Below are 17520 nucleotides of genomic sequence, written 5' to 3'. Positions count from 1 at the left end.
ACCCTGCGTCCGACGGTCCAGCGGACGGCCGTCGGGCGCAGCCGTGGTGTTACGTTCGACCCGCACCTGATGACACCGACACGAGGCGGACGATGTGACCCGGTACGACGCGCTGACAGAACTGCTCGACGAGAGGTACTCGTGCCGGCAGTTCCTGCCGAAGCAGGTCTCGCGTGAGGTACTCGAACAGTTACTGTCTGCCGCCCGGCGCACACCTTCGTGGTCCAACACCCAGTCGTGGCAGATCATCGTGACCGAAGGCGATGCCACCCGGAAGTTCTCCGACGCTTTGGTGGAGCACGTGGCGTCCGGTGTGCCGCAACCGGATTTTCCGTTCCCGGCCAATTACAACGCTGTGCACCGCGCGCGCAGACGCGAATGCGGTGGCGCGCTGTACGAAAGCATCGGCGTGGTCAAGTCCGACACCGAGGCGACGACGCGTCAATTCATTCGCAATTACGAGCTGTTCGACGCCCCGCACGCGGCCATCATCACCACCGACGCCGATCTGGGTGTGTACGGCGCGGTCGATTGCGGGTTGTTCCTGCAGACTTTCCTGCTCGCGGCGCAGAGTCTCGGTCTTGCGGCCATCGCGCAAGCAGCCCTGGCCGCGTACTCACCGTTTCTGCACGAGTGGTTCGACATCCCGGACACTCGAAAAGTGGTGGCCGGCATCTCCTTCGGCTACCCCGACGAGACCCACCCGATCAACGGATTCCGCACCAGCCGAGCGCCTTTGGACGAGATAGTGAGATTCGTCAGCGATTAAAGAGCGAGCTGAGGCCCGAACTTGGCCTCGATCTCGGCGAAGTAGGCGTCGGCCAATGCAACGAATCGCTGCTCGTCGAGCGCGATTCGATCGCCGACGGCGTAACCCAGAATGCTCTTGGCGGGATCCAAGTTTATGGTCGGGTCACTGGTCATGAAGTCCTCGGCCGCTGTCATCGATGCTGCCAGGACGCGGACCTCGTTGAGTGGATTGCCGTTCTTCTTCTCCTGGCCGCGCATGCGGTGCAGGAAATAGACCTCGAGCGTCAGCTCGAGATTGTTGAAGAATGCGACGTCGAACGCCTCGTCCACGTCGGTGGTCGACGTTCGTTTCGACGCAACCGCACGGTAGGCGGCCAGCTGAGAATCCAGGCGCGCACGGCACGCGTCGATGTATTCGCGGGAGTACGACTTCACGGACAGCACGCGGGCGATCTTAATCCGGCTCGTGGTCGCACGCTGGGGAAATGTCAGTGCGAGAGGCGTCCTAACAGTTCTTTGCCTACATCAGTCCCCGAACGCCAGGCGCTTTCCACCCTCGGCACTCCGGCTTCACACCACTGATCGCCCGCCAATCCGACGAAACGACCGTCCTGCTCGAGAAGCGCGAAGTTGGCATCGTGCTGGGCCGCAGGCTTGGCGAAGGTCCATCGATGAGCGTGGGTCCACGCGGGTGCCGCCGAGACGACGGACAATTCGCGTAGCGCGGCGAGAACCGGGGCGATCGCACCATCGGGGTCGTCCAGATGCTGCTGAGCTCGTTCCGACGTGGTGTGCACCACCAGAACCGGAGCGCCGTCGCCTCGGCGTGCACCGTCGTCGACGACGAAATCGATATCAGGATGATCGTTGACGAACGCCGCATCGCGGAAGGGGATGTCGAGCCCGTCGAACCCACACGCCACCGCGATGACAGGAACGTAATCGACGGCATCGGGGACGGCGGTCAGTCGCGCCGCCTGCGGATCCGGCATCGCGACCACGACATGACCGTCGGGCAATTCGGTCAGCTCGGTGGAATGCTCGATGTCGAAGCCCTCGAGCATGTTTCGTACCAGCGATCGCAGCCCGTTCGGGGTAGCCCAGCGAACGGGTCCGGTCGTTGTGCACGGGGCTGTTGCGGGCTTGAGGATGCCGAACGTGTTGGCCCACTGGCGCGCCAACCCAGCCGACTCCCAATCGGCAACCACGGTCGAGAATTCCTGATCACGGACGGTGAAGTAGCCGGCACCCAGGTCGACGCGACGGCCGTGCAACTCCGGTGATGACATCCGCCCGCCCGGAGCGCGTCCTCGGTCGACGATGCGGAACGGCACGTCTGCGTCGCGGAGAACGCGCGCGCAGGCTGCGCCGGCTATGCCCGCACCGACGATGGTGACCGGATCGGTGATGCTGCCCGCTTCGGAGTTCATGCGTCCAGTATGCCCGGATTCGCGCGAATATCTCTGTACTACTGGCTGTCTGGACATATCGGTCACCCGCTGCGTCGGCGTTTACATTGTGTTCGACTACAGGGATGGCCATTACGGAGAAGCCGGACACCGGCGAGAACGGACTCGGTACCAGCCTGAAACCACGGCACGTGACGATGATTTCGATAGCCGGAGTCATCGGCGCGGGATTGTTCGTGGGTTCGGCCAACGCGATCGCGACGGCAGGCCCGGCGGTGCTGCTGGCGTACCTGTTCGCGGGAACACTCGTGATTCTGGTGATGCGCATGCTGGGGGAGATGGCGACGGCCAATCCCGACACCGGCTCGTTCTCCACGTATGCCACACGCGCACTCGGACATTGGGCCGGATTCTCTGTGGGATGGCTCTACTGGTGGTTCTGGGTGTTGGTGATACCGGTGGAAGCCACCGCGGCAGCGTCGATTCTCACCAACTGGCTCGGCGGAGCCCAGTGGATGTGGGCACTTCTCATCGTCATTGCCCTCACCGCGACCAACCTGATCAGCGTCGGCAACTACGGCGAGTTCGAGTTCTGGTTCGCGCTGGTGAAGGTGGTGGCGATCATCGCGTTCATCGGCCTCGGAATCGCGGCCATTCTGGGATGGCTACCCGATTCGGAAGTCAGTGGTGTGGACCAACTCTGGGCCTCGGGCGGATTCATGCCCCTCGGGTTCGGTGCGGTGATCGCGGCCATGCTGACGACGATGTTTTCGTTCATGGGGTCGGAAATCGTCACCATCGCCGCTGCCGAATCCAAGGACCCGGCAAAGGGAATCACCCGCGCCACCAACTCGGTGATCTGGCGAATTTCGATCTTCTACTTCGGTTCCATCTTCGTCATCGTCGCTTTGGTGCCCTGGAACGAATTGGATCCCAATACGGGCTCGTACCAATTCGTGCTGTCCAAGATGGGAATTCCGCACGCGGAGACCATCATGGACATCGTCATCCTGACTGCCGTCGCGTCGTGCCTGAACTCTGCGCTCTACACCGCGTCGCGCATGCTGTATTCGCTCGGCGATCGAGGCGACGCACCCAGGGCGGTCAAGAAGATCACCACAAATGGGGTGCCGTGGATCGCGGTGATCGCCTCGATGGTGCTCGGCTTCCTCGCCGTGGTCGGAAACTACATCCTGCCCGAGAAACTCTTCACCTACCTGCTGGCGACCACCGGGGCCGTCGCCCTGTTCGTCTACCTTGCCATCGCCAGCAGCCAGCTGGTGCTGCGGCGTCAACTCGATCGCGACGACGAACGCCCTGCCGTTCGGATGTGGCTGTACCCGTGGTTGACCTACCTGGCCATCGGGTTCATCGTCTTCGTCCTGGTGATGATGGTGGTGCGGCCGGAGCAGCGGTCGTCGATCCTGCTCTCGGCCGTCCTCGCTGCAGTGACCGTGATCGGCGGAATAGTGGTGCAACGCCGAAATACGCGGCGCGACACTGTTGCCGCCCGCGCATCGGAGTGAGTGCGACTAGATTCCCGCGTACACCTGCCGGTACAGATCGACGATCTGTTCGGCGGTCGGCACGACCGGATTGTTGCCCGGGCTGCCGGACGCGAGTGCCTGCTCGGCCATGAGCGGCAACAGGTCGTCCCATTTCGCCTTGTCGATACCGAAGGTCTCCGGCGTCGGAACCTCCACCTCACGGCACAGTGTGACGATCGCATCCTGCAACTTGCCACCGGCAACCTGATCCGAATCGCTTTCCGACGCCGCGCCCAGTGCGCGTGCGCAGTCGGCGTAACGCGCCGGTGCTCCGTCGATCGAGAATGCGGTGACGGCAGGCAACAGCATCGCGTTGGAAAGCCCGTGTGCAACATGGAAATGCGCCCCGATGGGACGACTCATCCCGTGCACCAGGCAGACGCTCGCATTGGAGAAGGCCATTCCCGCCTGCGTCGAGGCGTGCATCATCGCCTCGCGCGCCTGCCGGTCGTCGCCGTCCCGATACGCCCGCAGCAACGACGTCCCGATCGTGCGAATCGCACTGAGCGCCAAACCGTCGGAGATGGGGTTGGCCTTCTTGCTGACGTACGCCTCGATGGCGTGGGTGAGTGCATCGACACCGGTGTCGGCCGTCAGACGCGCCGGCATCGACATCGTCAACTCGAAGTCGATGATCGAGGCGATCGGCAGGAACGACAGCCCGGGGCACAACATCTTCTCGTCCGAGGCCACGTCGGTGATGATCGTGAACTGAGTTGCCTCCGAACCACTTCCGGCCGTGGTGGGGATGGCGATGATCGGTAGGGCCGGGCCGGTCGACAGCACGGGAGCTTTGAAGTCCCGCATCGTGCCGCCCTGCACCGCGAGGATGGCCAACGCCTTGGCCGTGTCCATCGGACTGCCACCGCCGAACCCGATGATCGAATCGGCCGAATGCTGCTGCACCGCTTCGAGACCGGCGACCAACGAATCGGTCGTCGGATCCGGAACGGTGCCCGAGAACAATGCAGGCGTCTTACCGGCCTCGGTCATGATCTTCATCAAACGATCCGCCGAGCCGTTGCCGGCCATGAACGCATCGGTGACGAGCAACGGCCGTGACACGTCGAGGTCGGTCAGAACGGTCCCCAGCTCTTCGACGGCACCGCCGCCCAGCTTGAGAAACCGAGGAAACGAAATATTGGCAACCATGGGTGTGCTCCTTAGCGCTGTGGACCCATGTGAGCGGAACTTCGTAGTGGGCTACGAAGTTCCGCGCACATGCGTCAGCTCTGTTTCGGGGGTCAGCTGTTTTCAGGGAAGCCGAGATTGATGCCGCCGTGGCTGGGGTCGAGCCAGCGACTGGTGACAGCTTTGCCGCGGGTGAAGAAGTGGACACCCTCGGTGCCGTGGGCGTGGCTGTCGCCGAAGAGTGAGTTCTTCCAGCCGCCGAAGCTGTAGTACGCCATGGGAACCGGGATCGGCACGTTGATACCGACCATGCCGACCTCCACCTCGTTCTGGAAGCGGCGGGCAGCCCCACCGTCGTTGGTGAAGATAGCGGTGCCGTTGCCGTACGGGTTCTCGTTGATCAGTCGAAGCGCGTCGTCGTAGGTCTCGACGCGGACGACCGAGAGGACCGGTCCGAAGATCTCGTCGGTGTAGACGCTCATGTCGGGAGTCACGTTGTCGATGAGGGTGGGGCCGAGCCAGAATCCGTTCTCTCCACCGTCGGCCTTCACACCGCGGCCGTCGACCACGAGGGTGGCTCCGGCTGCTTCGCCTGCATCGACGTACGAGGCGACCTTGTCACGGTGGGCCTTGGTGACGAGTGGACCCATGTCTGCCCCTCGGGTGCCGTCGCCGGTGACAAGCGGGGTGGTGCGTTCGGCGATCTTGGCGACTAGTTCGTCGGCGATGTTCCCGACGGCTACGAGTGCGGAGATGGCCATGCAGCGTTCGCCTGCGGAGCCGAAGCCCGCGTTGACCATGGCGTCGGCGGCGAGGTCGAGATCTGCGTCGGGGAGTACGACGGCATGGTTCTTGGCGCCGCCGAGGGCTTGGACGCGCTTTCCGTGAGCGGTGCCGGTGGCGTAGACGTACTGGGCGATGGGGGTGGAGCCGACGAAGGAGATCGACTTGATCTTCTTGTTCTCGAGGAGCTCGTCGACGGCCACCTTGTCGCCTTGCAGGACGTTGAATACCCCGTCGGGCAGACCGGCCTCGGCCCAGAGCCGGGCGAGCCAGATACTCGCGCTCGGGTCTTTCTCCGAGGGCTTGAGTACCACGGTGTTGCCGGCCGCGATGGCGATGGGGAAGAACCACATCGGGACCATGGCGGGAAAGTTGAAGGGGGAGATGATGCCGACCGGTCCGAGCGGCTGGCGGATGGAGTAGACGTCGACGCCGGTCGAGGCATTCTCGGTGTATCCGCCCTTGAGCAGATGCGCCATGCCGCAGGCGAATTCGACGACTTCCTGGCCGCGGGAAATCTCGCCGAGGGCGTCGGAGAGAACTTTTCCGTGTTCGGAGGTGATGATCTCGGCGAGCTCGTTCTTCCTCGCGTTCAACAACTCTCGAAAGGAGAACAGGATGGATGTGCGCTTGGCGAGGGAGGTGTCGCGCCACGCCGGGAATGCGGCTGCAGCGGCGTCGATGACCGCCCGGGCGTCGCCCTGATCGGCCAGGGTGAGCGTGCCGGTGACCTCGCCGGTCGCGGGGTTCGTGACGGCCGCGGTTCGGTCGGAGGTGCCGGAATAGGTCTTTCCATCGAGCCAGTGCGCAATGACGTCGGTCAACGTTCGATCCTTCCTTCGGGTGTGTCCCGAGTCTCACTTGTAAGGATGCACATGTCAAAGGCCAAAACCGCAGATCGCTGTGCAGAAATGCACACCGGCGATAGTCTCGATGGGTGTTCAACGCAGACCACCTCCGCTACTTCCTCGAAGTGTCGAGGACCGGGCGTTTGACCGACGCCGCGCACACTCTCGGTGTGGACCACACCACCGTCGGTCGGCGCATCACCGCGCTCGAGAAATCGGCCGGTCAGCGCCTGTTCGACAGAACGCCGACGGGTTGGCGACTCACCGAGGCGGGTCGACGCCTCGTCGGATATGCCGAGACCGTCGAATCGACACTCATCGCCGCCTTCGAGGATCAGACCTCCGACACCGGCACCCTGCGAGGGACCGTGCGCATCGCAGCCCCGGACGGGTTCGGAGCGTTCGTTCTGACACCGAAACTGGGGCTGCTCAGAGACAAGCACCCCGATCTCGACATCGAATTGGTCACCGCCACCGAGCACAACTCGTTGGCCACCAGGGAATTCGACATCGCAATCACGTTGGAGCGGCCGTCGCCGCGATTAGTGGTGACTCGCAGGTTGGCCACGTACTCCCTCGGGCTCTACGCTTCCGCCGAGTATCTCGCCGCGACGTCGCCCATCGACACCGTCGACGATCTGCGAGAACACACGCTTATCTCGTACGTCGACGCGCTGCTGGATGTGGCACCGCTGCGAATTCTGGATGCGATCCTGCCGGAGGGCCGCGCGCAGATTCAGACCAACAACATCACCGGGCAGTGGATCGCGGCGAGATCCGGGGTGGGAATTGCGCCCCTGCCAAGCTACATCGGTGAGCCGGACGAGGTTCTCACGTCGGTGTTGGACGGCGTCGTCTCGGTCGAGAGGACGTATTGGACGGTGGTGCCGCGAGAGCTGACCGGTCTGGCCCGGGTGAAGGTCGTCGACGAGTTCCTCAGATCGGTCGTGACCGACGAAGAGCATCTCGTTCCTGTGTCGCAGTAACGACGGGAGAAGTGCACAGTCCGAGAGTGCCGGTGGCCGTTGATATTTGGACGTTTCGATGAGACGCGCGTCTCGTGATGACGGACACACGTGACGCCGACCTCAAAGAAGTGGGAAACAGTGAAGATAGGGGTAACAATCTGTTACAGACACATCCGCGGACGCGGATCCACTCGAGATTCTGGGGGAATCATGACACTGTTCGTAATTGCAACGGTCGGCTTCGTAGGAATGGCAATCGCACTGCTCAACGACGGAAGCGACATCGACTTCCGCGGTCGCCAGTTGGCAGGCGCGTACCGCCAGCGCTGAGTCCGGCATACCGAATTCCTGCGCCGGGTGCGCAGTTGGCAAGATTCGTGGGATGTGGACACACCCCCGAGCGATCGGCTTACTGGTCGGCTACGGCCTCGATCGAGTGTTCGCAGACCCACAACGCTGGCACCCGGTTGCAGGATTCGGCACCACGGCGCTGCGCGTCGAACACGTCCTCTACCGCGATAGTCGAGCGCTGGGCGTCGTCCACGCAGTCGCGCTGATCGGCTCGGTGACCGCACTCGGCGTCGGGTCGAACCGTGTCGCCGTTCGTGTGGGTGCACCCGCCGAGGTTGCTCTGGTCGCGGCCACTACCTGGGTCGCGCTCGGCGGCACGTCCCTGTCCAAGGTGGGCCGGCAGATGGCAGATCACCTCGACAACGACGACCTCGCGAGCGCACGCGCGTTGCTGCCATCACTGTGCGGTCGGGATCCCGAACCACTCGACTCCGACGGCCTCGCGCGCGCCGCACTGGAGTCCATCGCGGAGAACACCTCCGATGCCACGGTCGGAGTGCTGGTGTGGGGAGCACTGGCCGGGGTCCCGGGAATTCTGGCCTATCGAGCGAGCAACACGCTCGACGCGATGGTCGGCTACCGGTCTCCGAAGTATCTGCGTTTCGGTTGGGCCGCAGCGCGAATCGACGACGTTCTGAACCTGCTACCGGCCCGCGTCACCGGTGTGGCGACGGTTGTCGCAGCACCCTCGGTGCAGGGATCGCCCGCCCGAGCCCTGCAGATGTGGCGACGCGACGCCGCGCAGCATCCCAGCCCCAACGCAGGTGTTGCGGAGGCGTCGGCTGCCGGGGCACTGGGGCTGCAGCTCGGCGGCAGAACCCAGTACCGACACGGCATGGAGATCAGGCCGACACTCGGTGACGGACATTCGCCGACCGCACGCGATCTTCGTCGATCGGTCGCACTGTCGAGCCGAGTACAGGAACTGTCCGCGGTCGCGTCAGCGATTCTTGCCGTAGCGATCGGCCAAGCGAGGATCCGACGGCGTCGTCGGGCGTGACGCCGCGCGCGCCTTTGCTCGTTTCTCGCGTCGGGTGGGCAGCGTGAATTCTTCTTCCTCGTCCGGGCCGGCCTTGTCCTCCGGCTCGGGCTCGGTGTCCGGCTCGCCGGACATCGCGTTCGCGAGCTCGGCACGTGAATTGCGGCGTTCCCGTATCTCCGCCCGAGCGAAATACGCCAGACCCAGCGGTGCCATGATGCCGAACGCCAGCCACTGCAGACCGTAGGACAGATAGGGGCCCGCGTCGGTCTGCGGTAGCTCGATCAAGCCGAGACCGCCCGGCTGAGCGTCGTCGAGCTGTAGGTATCCGTCGATGGCGTCGACTCCGACCGCCGCGCCGATCTGTTCCGGGTTGATGTTGTAGACCTGCAGCCGACCGTCGTCCTCGACGGGCTCGCGCGAGGTGCCCTCGGCTTGGCGGACCCGTGCGTTCAGCGTCACTTCGCCGGCGGGTGCCGCCTCGAACTCGGGCGCTCTGGTTCCCTCCACCGGCAACACGTACCCGCGATTGACGAGCACGGTGGGCCCGCCGTCGATCACGAACGGGGTGATGACCTCGTATGCGGGCTGATCACGGATGCTGCGCAGTCGCACCAGCACGTCGGAATCGGTGACATAGGCCCCGGAAGCGATGACCCGACGCCACTCGTCCTCGGCCGGAAACCCGTTTGCGGTGAGAACGTCAGAGATCGGCACCGGATCCGCGTCGACGGATCGGGTGATCAGATCGTTGCGCGCGGACGTCGAGGTGTTCTTCCCCAACTGCCACGGAGCGAGCACGCTGAAGCACAGGAACGCGAAGGCCAGCACCACCGCAGCCAGCACCAACCATTTGGGTCGCAGCAAGAACGCTAACTTTCGCACTCCACCACGGTAGCCGGGTCAGCGAGAGAGTCGAGACCGTGCCCAGTCCAGCATGCCGGGAACGGCACTTTCGATCTGCTCGCGCACCTCGGTGAACGCCGAATCGGAGGAGTAGTACGGATCGGCCACCGAGGAGTCGTCGGCATCGGGATCGAACGATCGCAACAGGGCCACCCGTTCGGCAGGCGCACCGAGCTGCAGCAGTGCCTTCGCGTGGCCGGTGTCGAGCGCGACGATCAGATCTGCCGCCAGGTGATCCGGTCCGACCTGCGCTGCCTCGTGTTCGCTGTCGTATCCGTGGGCATCGAGCTCGGCGACGGTGCGTGGATCTGCGCCGTCGCCCACATGCCAACCGCCGGTCCCGGCACTCGAGACGCGCACCGCGTCGCCCAGACCGGCGTCGCGCAGATGCCCGGCGAAAACCTTCTCGGCCATCGGCGACCGGCAGATGTTGCCGGTGCACACGAAGGTCACGTGCAGTGGCTCGTTCACTGCACGGCCGCCGTGTTCTGCTCCAGCAACTTGGCCAGTTCGTCCATGCTCGACGCGGTGAACGCGGCGTCGGCGCTCTCGCCGTCGACGCCGTAGCCCCACTCCACGTACACCGTGGGAATGCCGAATCGAGCGGCACCGTGCACGTCGTGATCCCGATCACCGATCATGATCACCCCGGCCGTGCCGCCGTCCGCGGACTCCACCGGCTCGATCCCGAGGTTGGTCAGCGAATGCGCGATCACATCGGACTTCGCCCGTCGGGTGCCGTCGTTGCTGGCACCGCCGATGAACTCGAAGTACCGCGACAGACCGAAGTGGTCCAGAATCCGGACGGCGAATCGCTCCGACTTCGACGTCGCAACGCCGAGGCGTACGCCGCGATCCTGCAACCGCGTCAACACCGTCTCGATGCCGTCGAACGCAGTGTTCTCGGCCCAGCCCCGCTCGTCGTAGCGTTGGAAGTACGCCGCCAGGGCGCGCTGAGCTGCATCCTCGTCCAGGCCGAGCCCGCGCAGCGTGTCGATCAGGGGTGGCCCGACGACCATCGCCAGCTGTTCCTCGGTCGGTTCGGGAGCCTCCACCGATGCCAATGCATGACGAAAACCGGCATGAATTCCCGGTGCGGAATCGGTCAACGTCCCATCGAGATCGAACAGGACAACGGACGCGGGAGCATCGACAGACATGGCCCGAGCCTATCGGTGCGGGCTGTTCGACGAAGGCGCGGCTACGCTCGTCGCGATGTCCGACACAGCTGCCGATCCCGATGCGCTACTCCGTCACCACGGCGACGTCGAGGTCGATTCCGGATTCGTCGACTTCGCCGTCAACGTGCGGGGCGACGGACCGCCGGCATGGCTTCGCGATCGGCTGGCCGCGGCACTGAATTCGCTGGGTTCGTACCCGAGCACGGCCGCCGACAAGGCCGCACGAGAACAGGTGGCCGAACACCACGGCCGCCCACCGGACGAGGTACTGCTGCTCAGCGGTGGGGCCGAGGGCTTCTCGATGCTGCCGCGGCTCGAGCCCCGGCTCGTAGCGACGATCCACCCGTCGTTCACCGAGCCCGACTGGGTACTGGAGCAGGCGGGCATTCCGGTGCACCGAGTGATCCTGCCGCCGCCCTTCGAACTCGATCCGACGCTCGTGCCCGACGCCGCCGACATGGTGATCCTCGGCAACCCGACCAACCCCACCTCGGTTCTGCATCCCCGTGAGGCGGTACTGAGTCTGCGTGGACCCGGACGCACGCTGGTGGTCGACGAGGCCTTCGCCGACGCCGTTCTCGGGTCGGGGGAGTCGATCGCCTCACAGAGCCTTCCCGACGTACTGGTTCTGCGCAGTCTGACGAAGACGTGGGCGCTGGCGGGATTGCGATGCGGATATGCGCTGGGCCACCCGGACGTCCTCGCGAAGCTGCAATACGGCCGCGCGCATTGGCCACTGGGGAGCCTGCAGCTCGAAGCGATCCGCGCCTGCACCGAACCGTTCGCGGTCGACCAGGCACGCGCCGAGTCCGAACGAATCCACCGCGAACGAACAGCTTTGATCCCGCGCCTCGAGGCTCTCGGCCTCTTCGTCGCAGGCCCGGCCCGGGGGCCGTTTCTGTTGGTGCGCGTCCACGATGCCGATGTGGTTCGAGAACGCTTGCGCACGATGGGTATCGCGGTGCGGCGCGCAGACACGTTCCCGGGGCTCGACCGTCACTACCTACGCGTCGCGGTACGAGACTCGCAACAGGTCGACATACTGGTGGACGCGTTGAACACCGTTCTGTGAGGAGAGCAGCGAACATGGCAGTGACACTGGCGGACGTCATCGAGGTACTCGACGACGCATACCCACCGCGCTTGGCCGAGAGCTGGGACTCGGTGGGCCTGGTGTGCGGGGATCCCGAAGCTGTTGTGCAGCAGGTCGTGTACACCGTCGACGTCACCGACGCCGTGGTCGACGACGCCATCGCTCGGGGTGCCGACCTCATCGTCGCCCACCATCCCTTGCTGCTCAAAGGCGTCGACACCGTCGCGGCCGACACCGCGAAGGGCTCGGTGATCCATCGCCTGATCAAGGCCGACTGCGCGCTGTTCACCGCCCACACCAACGCCGACTCCGCCGATCCCGGGGTCTCCGACGCACTCGCGTCCGCACTCGGCGTGATCGACACCAGGCCACTCGACCCCATTCCTGCTCCCGCACATGACAAGTGGGTGGTCTTCGTGCCCACCTCCGACTCGGCCGCGGTGCGACAGGCCATGTTCGACGCCGGAGCCGGACAGATCGGCGAGTACAGCGAAGCCAGCTGGCAGAGCGCAGGACTCGGCCAATTCCGTCCGGGTCCGAATGCGCACCCGACGCTCGGTGTCGTCGGAGAGGTGCACACCCAGGCGGAGGATCGCATCGAAGTCGTTGCCCCGAAAGGGCTACGTGCAGAGGTGCTTTCGGCAATGCGTCGGGCACACCCGTACGAGGAGCCCGCGTTCGATGTCTTCGAGTCCGCGGCCTTACCGTCGTGCACCGGTTTGGGGCGCATCGGAAAGCTACCGAATCCGATGACCCTTGCCGAGTTCACCGAGGTCGTCCGCGAGGCGTTGCCTGCCACGACGTGGGGAGTACGTGCGGCAGGGAATCCTGAGGCCACGGTCTCGGTGGTTGCGATGTGTGGGGGAGCGGGTGACTCGTTCCTGTCTGCAGTCGCGCGCACCGACGCCGATGTGTACGTCACCTCGGATCTGCGGCACCACCCCGTCGACGAGCATCTGCGCGCGGGTGGACCCGCCGTGATCGACACCGCGCACTGGGCCTCTGAGTTTCCGTGGTGTGAGCAGGCGCGAGGCATCGTCGACGCCGCGTTCGGCGACACCGACGGGTGGAGCAGCCGGGTCACCGACGTGCGCACCGACCCGTGGACGCTGTGATCATCGAGCCAGCGACCGGCGGTGATGTGGATCCGGCTGTCTGGGTTTCGGGTAGCCGGTAGGGTGATCTCTTATCAACTTCCATAGTCGCAGGAGTCATCAAGCGTGAACGTCGATCCCAAAGTCCAGGCCTCGCTGCTCGAATTGGCCGGTGTGGATACCGAACTCTCGCAGATCGCCCACCGCCGCAAGAGCCTCCCCGAGCAGCAGGAGGTGGACAAGCTCGAGACCGAGCGCACCACCCGCAAGGATGCCGCGGTGACGGTTCAGATTTCGATGGACGACCTCGATCGGGACATCCGCAAACTCGAAGGCGAGGTCGACGCGGTCCGGCAACGCGAGGCTCGCGACAAGAAGATGCTCGAGAGCGGCACCATCGCCCCGAAGCAGATGACCGAACTGCAGCACGAACTCGGCAGCCTCGAGCGTCGCCAGGGAATCCTCGAGGAGGAGCTGCTCGAGGTCATGGAGCAGCGCGAGGCCAGTGAGCGGGACTACGAGCACGCCGGTGCGCAGCTGACGCAGATCGAAGACGAATTGGTCGACGCCGGCCGTCGCCGCGACGACGCCGTCGCAGACCTCGATGTCGCCGAGAAGCGCAGCGCCGAGCGCCGCGAATCGTTGGCGTCGGGATTGCCCGCGGATCTGCTTGCGCTCTACGAGAAGCAGCGAGCGCTCACCGGCCGCGGTGCGGCATTGTTGCAGGCTCGGCGTTGCGGAGCATGTCGCATCGAACTCGATCGCAACGAGATCGCAAGCATCGCCAACAAGCCAGCGGATGCTCTCATTCGTTGCTCCGAGTGCAATGCAATCCTGGTGCGCACCAAGGAATCCGGAATTTGAGTCAGGTATCGAGGGTCGTTGCCGAGGCCGACGGAGGATCGCGTGGTAACCCCGGCCCGGCCGGGTACGGCGCAGTGGTGTTCAGCGCCGATCGCTCGCAGGTTCTGGCCGAGCGTCGGGCAGCGCTCGGCGTGGCCACGAACAACGTCGCCGAGTACAACGGACTGATCGCAGCTCTGAGCGCGGCTCGTGATGTCGGGGCCCGTGAGGTTGCAGTCCGCATGGACTCCAAACTCGTCGTCGAACAGATGTCCGGGCGCTGGAAAGTGAAGCACCCGGACATGATTCCGCTCCAGCGAAAAGCGGCCGAATTGGCCCGCCACTTCGATTCCGTGACCTACGAGTGGATTCCGCGTTCGCAGAACTCGCACGCCGACGCACTGGCGAACGAGGCGATGGACGCCGCGGCCGAGGGCGTGGACTTATCGGAATTGCCCGATGCCGAGCCGGTAGCGAAGAAGGCCGAGTCGCCCGGCTGGACCGGTGCGATGGGGGAGCCGACTCGCCTGCTGTTGCTGCGTCACGGCCAGACCCCGATGTCGGTGGACCGGCGCTACTCCGGCTGCGGCAACCCCGATCTCACCGAATTGGGTCGACGTCAAGCCGATTCTGCCGCAACGGTTCTCGGTTCACGGACAGATATCGACGCCATCGTGGCCTCGCCACTGGCACGCGCGCAACAGACCGCGGCAGCGACCGCAGGCATTCTCGGATTGCCCGTCACCACCGTCGACGGACTCATCGAGACCGACTTCGGCGACTGGGAAGGCCTCACGTTCACCGAGGCCATGGAACGTCACCCCGACGCGCACAAGGCGTGGCGCGGTGACACCTCGGTGGCACCACCGAACGGGGAGAGCTTCGACGCGGTGCGCACGCGCATCGAAGCGACCCGCGACCAGTTGCTCACCGAATACGCCGGAAAGACCCTTCTGGTGGTCACCCATGTCACCCCGATCAAGATGCTGCTGCAACTCGCACTCGACGTCGGCCCGTCGTTGCTGTACCGACTGCACCTCGACCTCGCGTCGCTGAGCATCGCCGAGTTCTACCCCGACGGCGGGGCTTCGGTGCGATTGGTGAACGACACCTCGCACCTGGGACGACTGGCCTGATCTTTTCGGAGCATCGACGGAGGACGCGGGTCGCATGTCCGAGAACAGTATTCGCGAGCCTGCGGCGGCGCGCTGGATTGTCATGGCATCGTTCGCATCGGCCGTTGCCGGTCTGGCAGTCGCGTTCGGGTGGCGGTACGGGGTGACGCGGACGTGGATCGATGCGGATTCACCACCGCCTGTGGCTTCGGGTGACACCGGGTACTTCCGCGTGTACGACTACGTGCAATACGTGTCGGGTCCGCCGTGGTGGCCGGTTATGTGGGTCGCTCCGGTTGCCGCTCTTGTGGTCGGCACCGTCGTGTCGGTCGCTATCGGATGGTTCCGTCTCGGCCGAAAGACCGGTCGGCTGACGCTTGTGGCGGCCCCACTCGTGGCGGGAAGCATCGTCGGCGCGGGGGCAGCATGGTGGGCACGACGCCAACCTCCCGAGATACGTGTCAGGATGGTCGCGGACCCCTATTTCGACGACCTCGGGCCGACCGGCGCTGCGCGTCTGGACATCTACGGTGGTCCGCCGTTGTTCGACACCGTGCATGCGGGGCTTCTGTTGCCGGTGATGGGAGCGGTGATCGGTGCCGCGGTGTTCGGTGTGGGCCTGGCGGTCTCGACACTCCGCACACGACGCTTGCCCTGACTCCGCGCCGATTGTCGAGCAGGTTGGCCGACGGCCTTACCCGGCAGCTGTCGGGACTCGCCTGTTCGATGCACGAGCTGCATGGCAAGGGTCAGATCTGCAACGCAAGCCACAGGCCCGCCACGGCACCGACGATGGTCAGCGGTGTAGTGATAACTCCCAGGACGGTGAACGTCCGCAGGTCTGCCGGCTCGTCGTTGGCCGATGCGACGCGTCGCCACAGCATGATTGCCAGCGAGCCGACGTAGGTCAGGTTGGGGCCGAGGTTGACCCCGATCACCATGGCCAACAGCAACGCCGGGGGAGCGTCGGCCCCGAAGGCGGCCAGTAGCAGCAGCGTCGCGGGCAGGTTGTTGACGATGTTCGACGCCACTGCCGCGATGGCTGCGGCGGCCAGGAGCGAGGTGAAAGTGGTGTCGGACGGCAGGATTCGCGCCAGCCAGTCGCCGATCGGCCCTGTCGTGACGCCGAGAACAACGATGCCGAGCAGGAAGACGAAGCCGCAGAACGGTAGATCGGCACCGCGCAGAATGGCGCGAGCACTGGTGTGCCGGCCCCGGAGTGCGGGGATGGCCAATGCCACCGATCCCACCGCGGCCACCCAGAACGGTTCGACGTCGAACAGGCCGGCCACTGCGAAGCCGACGAGAGTCGCGCCGAGGATGATCAGCGTGGTCCGCGGTGCGGGGACGTCGTCGGCGCTCTGCTCGACGGGCTTCTCCGGCGGTGCGGCAGTGCGGCTCAGATCCTTGCGGAAGAAGATCAGGAACACCGCTAGCTCGATGGCCACCGCGAAGATCCACGGCAGAGCCATCAAAGCAGTGAAGTGCAGGAAAGTCAGGCCGGTCGCGGCGAATGCGAGAAGGTTGGTCAGGTTCGACACCGGCAGCAGAGTCGACGCCGAATTGGACAGGTGTGCAGTGGCGTAACTGTGCGGACGCGGCGACATCCCCAGGATCCGCGCAGCACCGATGATGGCCGGTGTCAGCAGAACCACGGTGGCGTCGAGGCTCAGTACCGCCGTAGTCGATGCGGCCGCCGCGAACACGAGGGTCAGTAATCGGCGAGGGCTTCCCCTGGATCCTCGGCGGAGCTTGGCGGCGATCCAGGTGAACACTCCGAGGGCGTCCGACAGATGCGCCAGGATCAGGATGAACGCCAGAAAGACCACGGTGGGAGCGAGTTCGAGTACTTGCTCGCGTGCGGCGTCGAGGCTGACGAGGCCAATGAGCAGAACGGTCGCCGCAGCCGGTAGTGCGGCGACGATCTCGGGCAGACCGCGGGGGCGGACGATCGCGAAGACGAGAACGGCAGCGACCAATGCTGCGGCGAGAACGGTCACGCGAGAAGCTTCACGAGCGTGCGCAGATTTCGTGTGGTGGTCGTCGACTTGAACTTCGCCTTGGCCGTCGCCTTCCCGAAGCGACTCGTCGTTGTACTGCCTGCCCGGACCTCCCAGTAGACGACATCGCGCCCGGCAGCCACACGTTCGAGCTCGGGGTCGAGTTCTTCTGCAAGAGCGGACAATTCGGTCACATGGCTATCGTCGCTACCGAACACCACATAAGGATGCCAGCCTTCCCGTTCGGCGTCGAACGGGTAGGACTCCACTATCGCTCGAAGTGTCGGCACGTCCAGCACGCTCACCCAGGCCTGGTAGCCGAACGCCTGCGCGAGCGTGCTCTCCGCCTGTGCCTTGACGGCGTCGACGCTCAGCGAGGAGCCCAGCAGAACATTGCCGGTCGCCAGAACGGTGCGGACATCGGTGAAGCCGGCCGATGTCAGGGCCTCACGGAGATCGGCCATCTTGATGTTGATGCCACCGACGTTGATGCCGCGGAGCAACACGACCCACTCACTCATG

The 17520-nt window shown here is 64.9% G+C and carries 18 protein-coding genes; 9 read left to right on the top strand and 9 right to left on the bottom strand.

The genetic code is table 11. The annotated features are described in order from the left end of the window. The first annotated feature begins 94 nt into the window (after window positions 1–94). Window positions 95–769 (top strand): nitroreductase, encoded by a 675-nt coding sequence (locus tag R4P47_RS07595; protein WP_149406171.1) that lies wholly within the window; start codon window positions 95–97, stop codon window positions 767–769. Here the strand turns inward: R4P47_RS07595 and R4P47_RS07590 are convergent. Both R4P47_RS07590 and R4P47_RS07585 read right to left on the bottom strand, forming a co-directional pair. Further along, a complete protein-coding gene (locus R4P47_RS07590) occupies window positions 766–1194 on the bottom strand; it encodes a hypothetical protein (RefSeq protein WP_149406170.1) in 429 nt (142 codons plus the stop codon). The two genes, R4P47_RS07595 and R4P47_RS07590, sit on opposite strands and share 4 nt — an antisense overlap. 44 nt (window positions 1195–1238) lie before the next feature. Further along, the gene (locus R4P47_RS07585; protein ID WP_149406169.1) at window positions 1239–2180 is read right to left on the bottom strand and encodes an NAD(P)/FAD-dependent oxidoreductase; all 942 of its coding nucleotides are present in this window, start codon (window positions 2178–2180) and stop codon (window positions 1239–1241) included. 104 nt (window positions 2181–2284) lie between these two features. Between R4P47_RS07585 and R4P47_RS07580 the strand changes: the two genes are divergently transcribed. Further along, window positions 2285–3685, top strand: coding sequence for an amino acid permease (locus tag R4P47_RS07580; RefSeq protein ID WP_149406168.1), 1401 nt, complete (start codon window positions 2285–2287; stop codon window positions 3683–3685). A gap of 6 nt (window positions 3686–3691) precedes the next feature. Here the strand turns inward: R4P47_RS07580 and R4P47_RS07575 are convergent, their stop codons facing one another. Together R4P47_RS07575 and R4P47_RS07570 are read right to left on the bottom strand one after the other, a co-directional pair. Continuing rightward, window positions 3692–4858, bottom strand: coding sequence for an iron-containing alcohol dehydrogenase (locus R4P47_RS07575; RefSeq protein ID WP_149406167.1), 1167 nt, complete (start codon window positions 4856–4858; stop codon window positions 3692–3694). 92 nt (window positions 4859–4950) lie between these two features. Continuing rightward, window positions 4951–6444 (bottom strand): CoA-acylating methylmalonate-semialdehyde dehydrogenase, encoded by a 1494-nt coding sequence (locus R4P47_RS07570; protein ID WP_149406166.1) that lies wholly within the window; start codon window positions 6442–6444, stop codon window positions 4951–4953. A 113-nt stretch (window positions 6445–6557) separates the two neighbouring features. Between R4P47_RS07570 and R4P47_RS07565 the strand changes: the two genes are divergently transcribed. Both R4P47_RS07565 and R4P47_RS07560 read left to right on the top strand, forming a co-directional pair. Then, window positions 6558–7454, top strand: a complete 897-nt coding sequence (locus tag R4P47_RS07565; protein WP_149406165.1) for a LysR family transcriptional regulator — start codon at window positions 6558–6560, stop codon at window positions 7452–7454. Between the two features lie 364 nt (window positions 7455–7818). Beyond that, window positions 7819–8787 (top strand): cobalamin biosynthesis protein, encoded by a 969-nt coding sequence (locus R4P47_RS07560; RefSeq protein ID WP_149406164.1) that lies wholly within the window; start codon window positions 7819–7821, stop codon window positions 8785–8787. Here the strand turns inward: R4P47_RS07560 and R4P47_RS07555 are convergent. Genes R4P47_RS07555 through R4P47_RS07545 form a run of 3 tightly spaced genes read right to left on the bottom strand, consistent with a single transcriptional unit; the run spans window position 8728 to window position 10832 of the window. Further along, window positions 8728–9651, bottom strand: a complete 924-nt coding sequence (locus R4P47_RS07555) for an SURF1 family protein (RefSeq protein WP_149406163.1) — start codon at window positions 9649–9651, stop codon at window positions 8728–8730. The genes R4P47_RS07560 and R4P47_RS07555 overlap by 60 nt on opposite strands. Window positions 9652–9669: 18 nt before the next feature. Then, entirely contained in the window at window positions 9670–10143 is a 474-nt protein-coding gene (locus R4P47_RS07550) for a low molecular weight protein-tyrosine-phosphatase (RefSeq protein WP_188078659.1), read from the bottom strand. Continuing rightward, the gene (locus tag R4P47_RS07545) at window positions 10140–10832 is read right to left on the bottom strand and encodes an HAD-IA family hydrolase (protein WP_149406162.1); all 693 of its coding nucleotides are present in this window, start codon (window positions 10830–10832) and stop codon (window positions 10140–10142) included. Before R4P47_RS07545 ends, R4P47_RS07550 begins: the two co-directional genes overlap by 4 nt. A gap of 55 nt (window positions 10833–10887) precedes the next feature. Between R4P47_RS07545 and cobC the strand changes: the two genes are divergently transcribed. The 5 genes from cobC to R4P47_RS07520 all read left to right on the top strand — a co-directional run bounded on the left by cobC (window position 10888) and on the right by R4P47_RS07520 (window position 15656). Then, entirely contained in the window at window positions 10888–11925 is a 1038-nt protein-coding gene (gene cobC, locus R4P47_RS07540) for an Rv2231c family pyridoxal phosphate-dependent protein CobC (protein ID WP_149406161.1), read from the top strand. Window positions 11926–11939: 14 nt separating this feature from the next. Beyond that, window positions 11940–13061, top strand: coding sequence for a Nif3-like dinuclear metal center hexameric protein (locus R4P47_RS07535; protein ID WP_149406160.1), 1122 nt, complete (start codon window positions 11940–11942; stop codon window positions 13059–13061). 105 nt (window positions 13062–13166) lie between these two features. Next, window positions 13167–13904: a zinc ribbon domain-containing protein gene (locus R4P47_RS07530; protein WP_032394446.1), complete on the top strand. Its 738-nt coding sequence runs from the start codon at window positions 13167–13169 to the stop codon at window positions 13902–13904. Further along, window positions 13901–15019 (top strand): bifunctional RNase H/acid phosphatase, encoded by a 1119-nt coding sequence (locus R4P47_RS07525; RefSeq protein WP_317784413.1) that lies wholly within the window; start codon window positions 13901–13903, stop codon window positions 15017–15019. Before R4P47_RS07530 ends, R4P47_RS07525 begins: the two co-directional genes overlap by 4 nt. Window positions 15020–15053: 34 nt before the next feature. After that, a complete protein-coding gene (locus R4P47_RS07520; protein ID WP_317784412.1) occupies window positions 15054–15656 on the top strand; it encodes a hypothetical protein in 603 nt (200 codons plus the stop codon). A gap of 91 nt (window positions 15657–15747) precedes the next feature. Here R4P47_RS07520 and R4P47_RS07515 read toward each other — a convergent pair whose 3' ends face one another. Further along, window positions 15748–16998 carry an SLC13 family permease gene (locus R4P47_RS07515; protein ID WP_317784411.1) on the bottom strand — a complete coding sequence of 417 codons (1251 nt, stop codon included), beginning with the start codon at window positions 16996–16998 and terminating at the stop codon, window positions 15748–15750. Further along, a complete protein-coding gene (locus tag R4P47_RS07510) occupies window positions 16995–17519 on the bottom strand; it encodes a DUF1697 domain-containing protein (protein ID WP_317548588.1) in 525 nt (174 codons plus the stop codon). Before R4P47_RS07510 ends, R4P47_RS07515 begins: the two co-directional genes overlap by 4 nt. Window position 17520 lies beyond the last annotated feature (1 nt).

Origin of the sequence: Rhodococcus sp. IEGM 1370 (assembly GCF_033142325.1) — a bacterium.
Lineage (GTDB): Bacteria > Actinomycetota > Actinomycetes > Mycobacteriales > Mycobacteriaceae > Rhodococcoides.
The sequence above is the reverse complement of the archived record's forward strand: the minus strand, read 5'-3'. Positions and strand labels throughout refer to the sequence as shown.